Source organism: Micromonospora sp. CPCC 205739, from assembly GCF_036906795.1.
Taxonomy (GTDB): Bacteria; Actinomycetota; Actinomycetes; order Mycobacteriales; family Micromonosporaceae; genus Micromonospora.
This window is the reverse complement of record NZ_JBAKHS010000005.1, coordinates 225,245-239,465: the sequence shown is the minus strand read 5'-3', so window position 1 is coordinate 239,465 and position 14,221 is coordinate 225,245. Positions and strand designations below refer to the sequence as shown.

Annotated in this window: 9 protein-coding genes; 2 read left to right on the top strand and 7 right to left on the bottom strand. The window is 72.9% G+C overall.

Features of this window, described 5'->3' with window-relative positions; translation table 11 throughout:
- Positions 1–61: 61 nt before the first annotated feature.
- Together V6U88_RS11420 and tmk are read right to left on the bottom strand one after the other, a co-directional pair.
- On the bottom strand, positions 62–1,324 hold the full coding sequence (locus V6U88_RS11420; protein WP_334452287.1) for a DNA polymerase III subunit delta': 1,263 nt from the start codon (positions 1,322–1,324) through the stop codon (positions 62–64).
- Positions 1,324–3,423, bottom strand: a complete 2,100-nt coding sequence (tmk, locus tag V6U88_RS11415) for a dTMP kinase (protein WP_334452371.1) — start codon at positions 3,421–3,423, stop codon at positions 1,324–1,326. Before tmk ends, V6U88_RS11420 begins: the two co-directional genes overlap by 1 nt.
- 285 nt (positions 3,424–3,708) lie before the next feature.
- On the opposite strand from tmk, the gene V6U88_RS11410 reads away from it, so the two are divergent.
- Positions 3,709–4,917: an amino acid deaminase/aldolase gene (locus V6U88_RS11410; protein WP_334452285.1), complete on the top strand. Its 1,209-nt coding sequence runs from the start codon at positions 3,709–3,711 to the stop codon at positions 4,915–4,917.
- Positions 4,918–4,948: 31 nt separating this feature from the next.
- On the opposite strand, the gene V6U88_RS11405 is transcribed toward V6U88_RS11410, so the two are convergent.
- Positions 4,949–5,521: a TetR family transcriptional regulator gene (locus V6U88_RS11405; RefSeq protein WP_334452283.1), complete on the bottom strand. Its 573-nt coding sequence runs from the start codon at positions 5,519–5,521 to the stop codon at positions 4,949–4,951.
- Positions 5,522–5,748: 227 nt separating this feature from the next.
- Between V6U88_RS11405 and V6U88_RS11400 the strand changes: the two genes are divergently transcribed.
- Positions 5,749–7,053, top strand: coding sequence for a D-arabinono-1,4-lactone oxidase (locus V6U88_RS11400; RefSeq protein WP_334452281.1), 1,305 nt, complete (start codon positions 5,749–5,751; stop codon positions 7,051–7,053).
- Between the two features lie 33 nt (positions 7,054–7,086).
- On the opposite strand, the gene topA is transcribed toward V6U88_RS11400, so the two are convergent.
- The 4 genes from topA to V6U88_RS11380 form a co-directional block, all read right to left on the bottom strand.
- On the bottom strand, positions 7,087–9,915 hold the full coding sequence (gene topA / locus V6U88_RS11395; RefSeq protein ID WP_334452279.1) for a type I DNA topoisomerase: 2,829 nt from the start codon (positions 9,913–9,915) through the stop codon (positions 7,087–7,089).
- Positions 9,916–10,342: 427 nt separating this feature from the next.
- On the bottom strand, positions 10,343–10,927 hold the full coding sequence (locus V6U88_RS11390; protein WP_442934615.1) for a hypothetical protein: 585 nt from the start codon (positions 10,925–10,927) through the stop codon (positions 10,343–10,345).
- A gap of 26 nt (positions 10,928–10,953) precedes the next feature.
- Complete coding sequence (locus V6U88_RS11385; RefSeq protein WP_334452275.1) at positions 10,954–11,496, bottom strand: hypothetical protein; 543 nt, start codon at positions 11,494–11,496, stop codon at positions 10,954–10,956.
- A gap of 118 nt (positions 11,497–11,614) precedes the next feature.
- On the bottom strand, positions 11,615–13,963 hold the full coding sequence (locus tag V6U88_RS11380) for a sodium-translocating pyrophosphatase (protein ID WP_334452273.1): 2,349 nt from the start codon (positions 13,961–13,963) through the stop codon (positions 11,615–11,617).
- Positions 13,964–14,221 lie beyond the last annotated feature (258 nt).

Sequence of the window (14,221 nt, the reverse complement as noted above, 5' to 3'; positions counted from 1 at the left end):
ACGGCACACCGGACCGTACCGCACGTCCACGACACCTGTCGATGCCTGTGGACAGGGGGAACTATCCCTTCCAGAGGGAGAGCATCATCGCCTCGACCGCGATCCGGGGCTTGACGTTCGCCTCGATCGCCGCCCGGCACTCCAGTACGGCCTCCAGCCGCCGCAGCGCGCCCTCGGCGTCCCACTTCTGCGCGCCGGCCTCGGCCAGGGCGGCGGTGTCGGTGTGTACCGGGGCCACCGGGGCGCGCAGCGCCATGGTGAGCGCGTCCCGGTAGAAGCCGGCCAGGTCGACCAGGGCGCGGTCCAGCGCGTCCCGCTGGGCGCGGGTGGCCCGCGACTTCTGCCGCTTCTCCAGGTCCTTGAGCTGCCCGGCGGCCCCGCGCATGGCCCCGGCCGCGCCCCGGCCGGTGCCGCCCGCGCCGAGCGCGGTCTGCAACGCGGCCCGCTCGGCTGCGTCGGCCTCGGCCACGGACGCCTCGGCCTCCGCCTCGGCCGCCTCGATCAGGGCCGACGCCGCGTCGAGCGCGGCGCCGACGCCGGTCAGCCGGCGCGGCACCGCCAGCACCGCGTCCCGCCGCTGCCGCGCCTCGGGGTCGCGGGCCAGCCGCCGGGCCCGCCCGACGTGCCCCTGCGCGGCCGCCGCCGCCCACTGCGCCACGTCGGGCGCGATGCCGTCCCGGCGCACCAGCACCTCGGCCACCGCGGCGGCCGGCGGCTGCCGCAACGGTACGACCCGGCAGCGCGACCGGATGGTCACCGACACGTCGTCCGGGTGGGTGGACGGGGCGCAGAGCAGGAAGACGGTCCGCGGCGGCGGTTCCTCGATCGCCTTGAGCAGGGCGTTGCCGGCGGCCTCGGTGAGCCGGTCGGCGTCCTCGATGATCACGATCTGCCAGCGCCCGCCGGACGGAGTGCTGGCTGCGCGGAGCACCAGCGCGCGCATCTCACCGACGCCGATGGAGAGCCCCTCAGGCACCACCAGGCGCACGTCGGCGTGGGTGCCGGTCATCGTGGTGTGGCAGCCGGGGCACTCGCCGCAGCCGGTGCCGTACGCGCACTGGAGCGCGGCGGCGAAGGCGCGCGCGGCCACCGACCGGCCGGAGCCGGGCGGACCGGTGAAGATCCAGGCGTGGGTCATCCCCGCGCTCGGGTCGACCGCCGACTGCCCCTCGGCCTCCTCGGCGAACGCGTCGACGGCGGTCCGACCCGCTCCGACACCGGCCGGGTGGGCGGCGCGCAGCACCGCAGCGGCCGCCGCGGCGGCGTGGCGCAGGGTCGCGACCGCCTCGTCCTGGCCGACCAGATCGGCGAAGACGTCCGGCATCAGGTCCGATGCTCCATCGTCACCAGCTCCGCGTCGGATAACTCGGGCTGCACCGAGGTGTCCGGCCCCTGGGCGGGGCGCGGGTGCACGATGGCGGACGGGTCCACCAGGAACTCGTCGACCCGGCGGGCGACCAGGGCGGTGATCTCGTCGGCCGGGCGGGAGGCGTCCAGCACGAGGTAGCGCTTCGGGTCGTTGGCGGCGAGGTCGAGGAAGGCGTACCGGACCCGCTCGTGGAAGGCGAGCGACTCGGCCTCCAGCCGGTCGGTGCCCTGGTTGCGGGAGGCCACCCGGGACAGGCCGGTGTGCGGGTCGACGTCGAGCAGCACCACCAGGTCGGGCTTGAGCCCGCCGGTGGCCCACGAGGAGAGCCAGGAGACCTCCTCGACCGGCAGCGTACGGCCGGCGCCCTGGTAGGCCAGGGAAGAGTCGACGTACCGGTCGCTGATCACCACGGCACCCCGGACCAGCGCCGGACGGACCACGGTGGCGACGTGGTGCGCCCGGTCGGCGGCGTAGAGCAGCGCCTCGGCGCGCGGCGAGGGGGCCTCGGCGCCGGCGTTGTCGAGCACCAGGGAGCGGATCCGCTCGCCCACGCCGGTGGCGCCCGGCTCGCGGGTGACCACCACGTCCCGGCCCTGCTCGCGCAGCCGCTCGGCGAGCCGGTCGAGCTGGGTGGACTTGCCGGCGCCCTCGCCGCCCTCGAAGACGACGAACAGGCCGGTGGAGACGAAGGGCTCGGCGGGCATCAGCGGACGCCCCCGGATCGAGCCCCAGAGGTCGGCGAGGACCGGCACGCCCTTCTTGTCGTCCATCTGCCCGAAGGCGCTGATCCCGGCGAAGATGCCGGCGGCGCCGGCCGCGAGCAGCAGCAGCCGGGTGGAGGAGACGGAGACGCCGAGGTCGGCGATGGTCAGCTTGTGGGAACCGCCGACGCCGACCAGGAGGCTGCTCAGCGCGATGGCCAGGATCAGCACCAGCCGGGTGCCGATCTGCACCACCGCGAAGACCCGGCCGCGCACCTCGTCGGCGACCTCGCCGCCGAGCAGCGTGGTGCCGGCGAGGAAGGCCATCCCGGCCCCGGCGCCGACCAGGATCGCGCCGAGCATGGCCATCGACAGGTGGATGGCGAAGGCGAGCACCAGCACGGAGGCGCTGGCCAGCACGATGCTCATGCCGAACCAGCGGCGGCGGGACATGTCCCGCACCACCATCGGGCCGAGCCCGATGCCGATGGAGAGGCCGATGAAGATCGCCCCGAAGAGCATGTAGAAGGCGGCGTCGCCGGCGCCGAGCGAGGCCGCGAAGAACTTGGCCGTGCCGATCACGATGCCGCCGCCGGCGAACGCGCCGAAGATGCCGAGCACCAGGCCGCGTACCAGCGGGGTCTGCTTGATGAACTTCCAGCCCTCGGTGAACTGGCGCATCATGCTCTGCTCGGTGCGCTCCCGCTCACTGGTCTGCGCCTGGCTGATCTCCTTGATGCCGAAGGCGACCACCAGCGCGGTGGCCAGCCGGGAGAAGGAGTTGAACCAGAGGGCGAGCTGGGCCGGCTCGGCCCAGCCCGGCATCTCGCCGCCGGTCACCGCGCGGACGCTGCGGTCGAGCACCGCCAGGGCGATCGCGGCGGCCACCGGGGTCAGGCCGTACGTGGTGATCAGCGTGAGCTGGTTGGCGGTCTCCAGCCGGGCGCGCGGAATCAGGTTGGGGACCGCGGCCTCCTTGGCCGGGATCCAGAGCAGCGTGATCGTCTCGATCAGGAAGGTGGCGATCGCCGCCCAGGTGACCACCACGCCACCGCTGGCCCCGGTGAGCGCGAGCAGCGGGATCGAGGCGAAGAGCACGAAGCGCAGCAGGTCGCAGATGACCATCGTCCAGCGCCGGTCGAAGCGGTCGGCGAGCACGCCGGCCACCGGGCCGAGCACCAGCGCCGGCAGCAGCCGGACCGCGATCAGCGTGCCGAAGGCGGCACCCTTGGCGGTGCTGCCGGAGACCTGGGCGGCGGCGAAGACGGAGGTGGCGAGCAGGCCGAGCCAGTCACCGAAGGACGCCGCGCCGAGCACGATCCAGAGCCGGCGGAACGGCCGGATGCGCAGCACCGAACGGATCGCGGCCGCGCCGGACCGGTCGGTCTGGGCTCCGGACTGCGCCCCGGACGCCGACACGCCGGGCGACTCGCCGTTCTTCTGGCTTTCGATGGCCGTACCTCCACGTGCCGGCCCAACGCTGGGCAGTCTCGGTGGAACACTCTAGTCCCGGTGGGGGGCCTCCCCACCGGCGACATTCTCCTGCTCGCCGAGCGTAGGCCGCCGGGACCAGCGACCGCAGCCCGGCGGTACATGAGGGTATTTCGCATTACTATCCCGGACAGTTAGCGTGCACCCGTGGCCATCGACAGCGACACCCTGCGCGAGCGCCTCGAATCGGCGACCGCCCACCTCGACCCGCCCTACGCCGTGGTCGACCTCACGGCCTTCGATGCCAACGCCGCCGCGCTGGTCGACCGGGCCCGCGGCAAACCGCTGCGCGCCGCCAGCAAGTCGATCCGCTGCCGGGAGCTGACCAGCCGGGTGCTGGGCCGGCCGGGCTGGGCTGGGGTGATGGCGTTCACCCTGTCCGAGGCGATCTGGCTGGTCCGCACCGGGGTGACCGACGACGCCCTGGTCGCATACCCGACAGCGGAGCGGGCGGCGCTCGCCGAGCTGGCCGCCGACCCCGCGCTGGCCGCGGCGGTCACCCTGATGGTCGACGGCACCGAACAGCTCGACCTGATCGACGCGGTCCGCGCCCCCGGCAACCGGCCGGAACTGCGGGTCTGCCTCGAACTGGACGCCTCCTGGCGGCCGCTGGGCGGGCGGGTGCACGTCGGGGTGCGCCGCTCACCGGTGCACAGCGCCCGGGCCGCCGGCGCGCTCGCCGCCGCCGTCGCCGCCCGGCCGGGCTTCCGGCTGGTCGGGCTGATGGCGTACGAGGCGCAGATCGCCGGCCTCGGCGACGCCCCGCCGGGGCGGGCCGCTCTGGGCGCCGCGATCCGGCTGGCGCAGCGCGGGTCGTACCGCGAGCTGCTGGCCCGCCGGGCTGCGGCGGTGACGGCGGTACGCGAACACGCCGACCTGGAGTTCGTCAACGGCGGCGGCACCGGCAGCGTGGCAGCCACCAGCGCCGATCCCGCGGTCACCGAGGTCACCGCGGGATCGGGCCTGTACGGTCCGACGCTCTTCGACACCTACCGCGCCTGGCAGCCGAGCCCTGCCGCGTTCTTCGCCTGCGCGGTGGTCCGCCGGCCGACGCCGCAGCTGGCCACCGTGCTCGGCGGGGGCTGGATCGCCTCCGGCCCGGCCGAGCGCAGTCGCCTGCCCCGGCCCTGGCTGCCGGCCGGGCTGACGCTGGTCGGCACGGAGGGAGCCGGTGAGGTGCAGACCCCGGTGGCCGGTGCGGCGGCCGCCGGGTTGCGGGTCGGCGACCGGGTCTGGTTCCGGCACGCCAAGGCGGGCGAACTCTGCGAGCACGTCAACGAGCTGCACCTGGTCTCCGGCGACGAGGTGGTCGGCACCGTCCCCACCTACCGGGGCGAGGGGCACGCCTTCCTCTGACCGGGGCCGCCCGGGCGGGCCGGGCGGGCCGTCAGCCGGGTTGGACGGCCGCGGTGGCGTCGACGTGCCGGTGCAGGTACTCGCGGATCAGCGCCTTGGCCTCGGCGAGGACCCGCTCGTCCCCCTCGGGCTTGCGGCGGAACGCCAGCTTGATCAGGGCGTCCGCGGCCTCGACGGCGATCTCCAGGCAGAACCGCAGCCGCGGCTCGTCGGTCATGCCGAACCGCTCGGTCAGCACCCGGGCCAACTGGTCGGCGATCACGCCGTTGTTGTCCCGCTGCTCATCGAGCAGGTGCAGGTCGACCACGTCGCCGAAGTGCAGGGTACGGAACCCCGGGACCGTGCGGTGCATCGTGATGTACTCGTCGATGCCCGCGTCGACGCCGTCCCACCAGTGGGTCAGGTCGTCCGAGGCGAACCGCTCGTCGAGCCGCTGCAGGTAGGACTCCATCGTGCGCAGGGTCAGCGCCTGCACGATCGCCCGCTTGTCCGGAAAGAACTGGTAGACCGACCCGATCGCCACCTCGGCACGCTCGGCGAGCAGCGTGGTGGTCAGCCCCTCGTACCCCACTTCGTCGACGAGTTCGGCACAGGCGTCCAACATCCGCTGGACCCGCGCGACACTTCGACCCTGCACCGGAACGCGGCGCAGCGGCCCGGTCGTGGCGGCTGGTGTGGACACTCGGCGCCACCCCCCTTCGACGGAAGAACATATCTGCATGTCACGAGTCCGTGACTACCGGTACAACGAGCGGACCTCGATTGCGGTATTTACCAGCGACAACGTTCCTGATATGAAGTCAGTTCATATTCATGTCGAGGAGCGCGCCGATGGCCGGTACCGCCACCGCATGGTCCAACTGGGCCGGCAACCAGCAGAGCATCGCCACCGCCATCCTGCGCCCCACCACGCTCGACGGTGTCACCGAGGCCGTCCGGGACGCCGCCACGGCGGGCGAACGCATCCGGGTCGTCGGCAGCGGCCACTCGTTCACCCCGATCGCGGTGGCCGACGGACGGCGGCTGGAACTGACCGCCCTGGCCACCGACGTCCGGGTCGACCGGGAACAGCGCCTGGTCACCGTGCCCGCCGGGATGACCCTGCGGGCGCTCAACGCGCTGCTCGCCACGCACGGGCTGGCGCTGCCGAACCTCGGTGACATCGACGCGCAGACCGTGGCCGGCGCCATCTCCACCGGCACCCACGGCACCGGAGCCGCCTACGGCTGCCTCTCCACCTTCGTCGCGGGGCTGACCCTGGTCACCGGCACCGGCGAGGTGCTGCGCTGCTCCGCCGACGAGCGGCCGGACGTCTTCGCCGCCGCCCGGGTCTCCCTCGGCGCGCTCGGCGTGCTGGTCGAGGTGACGCTGCGCTGCGTCGACGCCTTCGTACTGCGGGCCCACGAGCGCCCGGCGCCGCTGGACTCGGTGCTCGCCGAGCTGCCGACGCTGATCGACGCGCACGACCACGTCGAGTTCTACTGGTTCCCCTACACCGCTCGGATGCAGGTCAAGACCAACGACCGGGTGCCCGCCGACGACCGGCCGCTGCCCCGGTGGCGCGGCTGGCTCGACGACGACCTCCTCGCCAACACCGTCTTCGCCGGGGCCTGCCGGCTGGGCCGCGCCGCGCCGGCGCTGGCCCCGACCATCAGCGCGGTCTCCGCCCGCGCGCTCACTGAACGCACCTACACCGGCCGCTCCGACACGGTCTTCTGCACGCCGCGCCGGGTCCGCTTCGTGGAGATGGAGTACGGCCTGCCGCGCGCCGCCCTGCCCGCCGCCCTCGACGCCCTCCGGCGGATCGTCGACGGGCTGCCGTTCAAGGTGCTCTTCCCGGTCGAGGTGCGGTTCACCGCCGCCGACGACATCTGGCTGTCGCACGGCTACGGCCGGGAGTCCGCGTACGTGGCGATCCACCAGTACGTCGGCATGCCGTACGAGCCGTACTTCCGGGCCTTCGAGGAGGCGGCGACCGAGCTCGGCGGCCGGCCGCACTGGGGCAAGCTGCACTACCGGGACGCGGCGTCGCTCGCCCCCGCGTACCCCCGGTTCGGCGACTTCCGGGCGGTCCGCGACCGGCTGGACCCCGACCGCCTCTTCAGCAACCCGCACCTGGACCGCGTCCTCGGCTGAGTGATCCCCGGGCGCCGAGGCGCCCGGGGTGCGTCACTCGGTGGTGCTGGCCGCCTTCTTCGGGGCCGCCTTCTTCGCCGGAGCCTTCTTGGCCGCCGTCGTCTTGGCGGTGGTGGTCTTCTTGGCCGCGGTCGACTTGGCGGCGGCGGCCGTCTTCTTCGCCGGGGCCGCCTTCTTCGCCGGGGCCTTCTTGGCCGCCGCCTTCTTCTTCGGCGCCGGGCCCTTCGCCCGCTTCTCGGCCAGCATCTCGGAGGCCTGCTCAATGGTCAGCTCCTCCGGGGTCTGACCCCGACGCAGCGACGCGTTGAACTCGCCGTCGGTCACGTACGGCCCGAACCGGCCGTCCTTGATCACCAGCGGCTTCTCGGTCAGCGGGTCGACGCCCATCTCCCGCAGCGGCGGCGCGGCGGCGCGACGCTGGCGGGTCTTCGGGGCGGCCAGCAGCGCCAGCGCCTCGTCCAGGGTGACGGTGAACATCTTGTCTTCCGAGTCCAGCGAGCGGAACTCGTCACCCTGCTTGACGTACGGGCCGAAGCGGCCGTTGTTGGCGAAGACCTCGACGCCGTCCGGGGCCACCCCGACCAGCCGGGGCAGGCTCAGCAGCTTGAGCGCCTCGTCCAGGGTGAGCGAGTCCGGCGTCTGCGAGCGCAGCAGCGAGGACTTGCGCTCGCCGCTGGCCACGTACGGGCCGAACCGGCCGGACTTGAGCAGGATCGGCTCGCCGGTGGCCGGGTCGTCGCCGAGCTTGCGCTCGCCCCCGCCGCCCAGGAACAGCTCGCGCACCTTCTCCGGGGTCAGCTCGTCCGGCGCCAGCCCCTCGGGGATCGGGGCACGGTCGCCCTGGCCGCCGCCCTCCTCGCCCTCGGCGGCGGGCGCGGGCTGCTCGCCCGGCACCGCCCGCTGCAGGTACGGCCCGTACCGGCCCACCCGGACGACGACCTCGCGGCCCTCGTCGTCGGTGTGCAGCGGGATCGAGTTGACGCTACGCGCGTCGATGTCGGTGATGTTCTCGGTGACCAGCTTCTTCAGGCCACCGGCGTGAGCGATGGCCTGGTCGCCGGTGCCGTTGGCGCTGCCGAAGTAGAAGGAGGTGAGGAAGTCGACCGAGGCGTGGTCGCCGCCGGCGATCTCGTCCAGCTCGTTCTCCATGCTGGCGGTGAAGTCGTAGTCGATCAGGCGCGGGTAGTGCCGCTCCATCAGCCCGATCACCGCGAACGCCAGGAACGACGGGATCATCGCCTGGCCGCGCTTGAAGACGTACCCGCGGTCCTGGATGGTCTGCATGATCGACGCGTACGTCGACGGGCGGCCGATGCCCAGCTCCTCCAGCGCCTTGACCAGCGACGCCTCGGTGTAGCGCGACGGCGGCTGGGTGTGGTGGCCCTGCGCGGCCAGCTCGTCGGCGGTCAGCGGCTGGTCCTTGACCAGGGTGGGCAGCCGGCGCTCGGCGTCCTCGGCCTCGGCGTTCTCGTCGTCGCTCGACTCCACGTACGCCCGCAGGAAGCCCGGGTCGGTGATGGTCTTGCCGGTCGCGCCGAAGTCGGCCTCCTCCTGGGCGGAGGAGACGGCGCGGATGCGCACCGAGACGCTGGAGCCGACCGCGTCGGTCATCTGCGAGGCGATGGTGCGCCGCCAGATCAGCTCGTAGAGCTTGAACTCCTCGGCCGACAGCTCCTTGGCCACCTCGCCCGGGGTGCGGAAGTTGTCCCCCGCCGGGCGGATCGCCTCGTGCGCCTCCTGCGCGTTCTTCACCTTGCCGGTGTAGCGGCGCGGCTCCGGCGGCACGCTGCGCTCGCCGTACAGCTCGACGATCTGCCGGCGGGCCGCCGAGATGGCGGTCTCCGACAGGTTCACCGAGTCGGTACGCATGTAGGTGATGTAGCCGTTCTCGTAGAGGCGCTGCGCGGTGCGCATCGTCTGCTGCGACGAGAACCGCAGCTTGCGGGCCGCCTCCTGCTGGAGGGTGGAGGTGATGAACGGCGCGTACGGGCGGCGGCGGTAGGGCTTCTCCTCGACCCGGGTGACGGTGAACGGCCGCCCCTCGAGACGAGCCGCGAGACCCCGGGCACCGCCCTCGTCGAGGTGGACCACCCCGGCGCCGGGCTTCACCCGACCCGTGGTCGGCTCGAAGTCCTTGCCGGTGGCGATCCGGTCGCCGTTCAGCGCGACCAGGGTGGCGTTGAAGTTGCGCGGGCCCTCACCGGCGTTCGCCACCGCCAGGGTGGCGAGGATGTCCCAGTACTCGGCGGTGCGGAAGGCCATCCGCTGGCGCTCCCGCTCGACCACGATCCGGGTCGCCACGGACTGCACCCGGCCCGCCGAGAGCTTCGGCATGACCTTCTTCCACAGCACCGGGGAGACCTCGTAGCCGTAGAGCCGGTCGAGGATGCGGCGCGCCTCCTGGGCGTCGACCAGGTCGCGGTCGATCTCGCGGGGGTTGGCCACCGCCGCCTGGATCGCCGGCTTGGTGATCTCGTGGAACACCATCCGCTTGACCGGCACCTTGGGCTTGAGGGTCTCCACCAGGTGCCAGGCGATCGCCTCGCCCTCGCGGTCCTCGTCCGTCGCCAGGAAGATCTCGTCGACCTCCTTGGCCAGCTTCACCAGCTTGCTGATCTGCTGCTTACGGTCGGCGGAGACCACGTAGAGCGCGTGGAAGCCGTTGTCGACGTCCACCCCGAGCCGGGCCCAGGCCTCGCCCTTGTACTTGGCCGGCACGTCGGCGGCGTTGCGCGGGAGGTCCCGGACGTGGCCGAAGCTGGCCTCCACGACGTATCCCGGGCCGAGGTAGCCCGAGATCGTCTTGGCCTTCGCCGGTGACTCGACGATGACCAGACGGGTGGTTCCAGCGTTACTTGGCACGTCTCTCCCCGACCTCACTCCTGCTCCATGCCCGATTCGGGCCGTGTTGCACCCCACCGGACCACCGGCGGTCCGGATGTCCAACGTAACGCGCCGCCGGGGTTTCGGGTTTCGCGGGCGGCAAACAGCCTCCGCGCGGCGGGCGCCACGGCGCCGCGCGGGCTTCACGGGCCGGACGGCGCCACCGTACACCGTGGGTATGGCCGGAGGCGGAACACTGTGACGATGGCGGACCCTCGGCCGAGGGTCACCGAGCCGTTTTACCGGACGAGCCGCCGCCCGGCTGTCCCCGATCGGACACCTCGGCGGCGCGCCCGCCGGCCCGGCCCGGCCCGGACCTTCCCGCCGAGGCGGCGGCGTCGGACGGGTCGACCGAAGTCGATCTTACAGCGCGGGAATCCGGCCGGCCCCTGGTCGGGGCGGGCGGTCAGGCGGGGAGCGCGGGCCAGTCGGCCGGGGGCGCGGCCGGGGGGCGGTCACCGACCAGCTCCGCCAGCCGGGTCACCCGCCGCCGGCCGGTGATCCGGTACGCCGGGCCGCCCTCGCCCGGGTCGAGCAGGGCCCCCGGCAGCCCGACCGTGGCGAGCGCGGTCCGCACCGTCGGCCACCACTCCTGGTCGCCGTCGCCGAGGCGCAGCAGGAAGCCCGCCGGGTCGGCGGCGCCGGCGGCGGCCAGCCAGAGCCGCAGTCGGCGACCGTTGAGGTGGAAGCCCCCGGGTGGGCGCTTGCGGCCGACGTCGGTCAGCCAGGCCATCGCCAGCGGGGCCAGGGTCCGCGTGTACGAGGTGCGCACGGCGTAGCGCCGGCCCTCGGTCGCCTCCCAGCTGGCGGCCAGCCCGCGCGCCGCCAGCTCGGCGACGAGCACGTGCACCCGCCAGGCGGCGTCGACCACGATCGACAGCCGAGCGGTCCGGCCCATCCGGCCCACGTCACCGGGGCCGGCGAGCAGGCCGGCCAGGTCGGCGACGGACGGGTCCGCCGCCTCGGTGCCGAACAGCGAGAGCTGGCGCACCGGTTCGGGGGGTGAGTCAGGAGGGGTCAGCGACACTCCGGAACCTCGTGAAAAGCCTGTTTGAGCTCTTGATCGTTGAGCCGGCTGGTGTCCAGCGCGCTCGCGTCGTACTCCTTGGTGAGCGTCTCGACCGTGGCCTTGACGCCGTCGTAGAAGGTGGTGGGCTCGCCGGTGCCGAGCCCGTCGATGGTGTCGCGGGCCCGCCCGTACGCGTCCCGCACCTTCTCCAGGGTGGTCTGGAACCCCCGGGAGATCTCCTCGCCGTGCTCGGTCTCCGGCACACCGGCGTCGGCGACCCTGCGTCGGGCCGTCTCGCTGGCGTCGGCCGCGCCGGCGAAGAGCCGGACCAGGTTCTCCTTCGCCTGCGCCGGGGTGGTCTGCGCGGTCATCTGCTGGTCGGTGCTGCTGGTCAGCTTGCTGATCTCGGCCCGCCACGGGGTGAGCGCCTCGCAGACCGAGGCGGCCCAGGCGCGCGGAGTGGGCCCGCCACCGCAGGCGGCGACGGCGAGCACGAGCGTGGCCAGGACCACCGTGAGCTTTCCGGCGGCTGTCGCCCGGCACGTACGCATGCGTTGCAGCGTACGGCCTCCGCGCCGATGCGCCACCGCTCAGGTTTGCCGCCCCCAGGCTGCGGCGGACGGGTTCCCGGCCGGCGGTCGGCCGGCCGGGAACCCGTGGTGTCACCGGTCAGGCGTTGACCGTCTCCGCCCGCTCCGGGCTGCCCGCCCCGGAGCCGCCGTCGGAGGAGTCCATCGCCACGCCCTTGCGCTTGCTGAACACCACCGCGGCCACCACGATCAGCGTCGCCACCAGCGCGATGGTCAGCCGCAGCGGGGTGTTGCGGTCGTCGCCGACGCTCCACGCCACCACGGCCGGCGCGATCAGCAGCGAGACCAGGTTCATCACCTTGATCAGCGGGTTGATCGCCGGGCCGGCGGTGTCCTTGAACGGGTCGCCGACGGTGTCGCCGATGACGGTCGCGGCGTGCGCCTCGGAGCCCTTGCCGCCGTACGCGCCGTCCTCGACCAGCTTCTTGGCGTTGTCCCAGGCGCCACCGGAGTTGGCCAGGAAGACCGCCATCAGCGTGCCCGCCCCGATCGCCCCGGCCAGGTACGCCGCCAGCGCGCCGGGCCCGAGGCCGAAGCCGACCGCGATCGGCGCGAGGATGGCGAGCAGGCCGGGAGTCATCAGCTCGCGCTGCGCGTCCCGGGTGCAGATGTCGACGACCTTGCCGTACTCGGGGCGCTGGGTGCGGTCCATGATCCCGGGCAGCTCGCGGAACTGCCGGCGCACCTCCATCACCACGGCGCCGGCCGAGCGGGAGACCGCGTTGATGGCCAGGCCGGAGAAGAGGAACACCACCGCCGCGCCGATGATCAGACCGACCAGGTTGCGCGGGTTGGAGACGTTCAGCGAGTTGAGGATCTCGGTGCCGACGTCCCCGACCCCGGCGTCGGAGTACGCGCTGCGCAGGGTGTCGGTGTACGAGCCGAACAGCGCGGTGGCGGCGAGCACCGCCGTCGCGATCGCGATGCCCTTGGTGATCGCCTTGGTGGTGTTGCCGACCGCGTCCAGCTCGGTGAGGATCCGGGCGCCGTCCTCGTCGATGTCGCCGGACATCTCCGCCACGCCCTGGGCGTTGTCGGAGATCGGGCCGAAGGTGTCCATCGCGACGATCACGCCGACGGTGGTGAGCAGGCCGGTGCCGGCCAGCGCGACCGCGAAGAGGGACAGCGTGATGGAGCTGCCGCCCAGCAGGAACGCCCCGAAGACGCCGGCGGCGATCAGCAGCGCCGAGTAGACCGCCGACTCCAGGCCGACGCTGATGCCGGCCAGGATGACGGTGGCTGCGCCGGTCTGCGAGCTCTTGCCGATGTCCTGCACCGGGCGCCGGTTGGTCTCGGTGAAGTAGCCGGTCAGCGCCTGGATGGCGGCGGCCAGCACGATACCGATCACCACCGCGCCGATGGCCACCAGCCGCGGGTTCTCGTCGACGTCGGTGAGGCCGCCCTCCAGCTCGGCGAAGGTCGCCGGGAGGTAGAGGTACGCGGCGACCGCCACCAGCGCCGCCGAGAGCACCGCGGAGAGATAGAAGGCCCGGTTGATCGCGGTCAGGCCGCTGCGGTCCGAGACGCGCAGCCGGGTGATGAAGACGCCGATGATCGCGACGAGCACCCCGATGGTGGAGATGATCAGCGGGAAGACCAGGCCGTCCTCGCCGAACGCGGCGCGGCCGAGGATCAGGGCCGCGACCAGGGTGACCGCGTACGACTCGAACAGGTCGGCGGCCATGCCGGCGCAGTCGCCGACGTTGTCGCCCACGTTGTCGGCGATGGTGGCCGCGTTGCGCGGGTCGTCCTCCGGGATGCCCTGCTCGACCTTGCCGACCAGGTCGGCGCCGACGTCGGCGGCCTTGGTGAAGATGCCGCCGCCGACCCGCATGAACATGGCCAGCAGGGCGGCGCCGAAGCCGAAGCCCTCCAGCACCGTCGGCGCGTCCCCCTTGTAGGCGATGACGACCATCGCGGCGCCGAAGAGACCGAGCCCCACCGTGAGGAAGCCGACCACACCGCCGGTGCGGAAGGCGATCTTCATGGCGGCCTCGCGTCCGCCGGCCTCGCGGGCCGCCGCGGCGACCCGCAGGTTGGCGCGGGTGGCCAGCCACATTCCGGCGCCACCGATGAACGCGCTGAACAGGGCACCGACCACGAAGAAGGCCGACCGGCCGATCTTCACCGCCAGCTCGCTGCCGTCGGTGTCGTGCACCGGCAGCAGGAAGAGGAGCACGACGGCGACGACGACGAAGATCGCCAGCGTCCTGAACTGCCGGAGCAGGTACGCGGAGGCGCCCTCCTGTACCGCCCCGGAGATCTCCTGCATGTTGGTGGTGCCCTTACCGGCTGCCAGCACGGCCTTGGTCAAGGCGGCGGCGAAGACGAGTGCCACCAGCGCGATGACCGCGGCGATGACGACGTACGTCAGGTTTCCTCCGGAAAGGGACAGCGCGCCGCCTTCGGCGGCCAAGGTCCCGGACATCTATGTCCTCCTGTACCGAACACTGTCGCGCCGGCCAGCGGACGTACTGACCCGACGCCTGGATGCGGTTGCGCAAGCGCCCCAACCCACCCCACCGGACCAGCGATGAACGCACATACCCGCTGGTTGCGGGAAGGATCACTTGCTGACAACCCCGGTACTGTAGCCCTGCCGAGTGTCAGAGGTCACATCCGGGGGACACCGTGTCCGGATGATCTTCGTAACTGTGTTATGAGGAAAAATCTGATATAGGGGCCC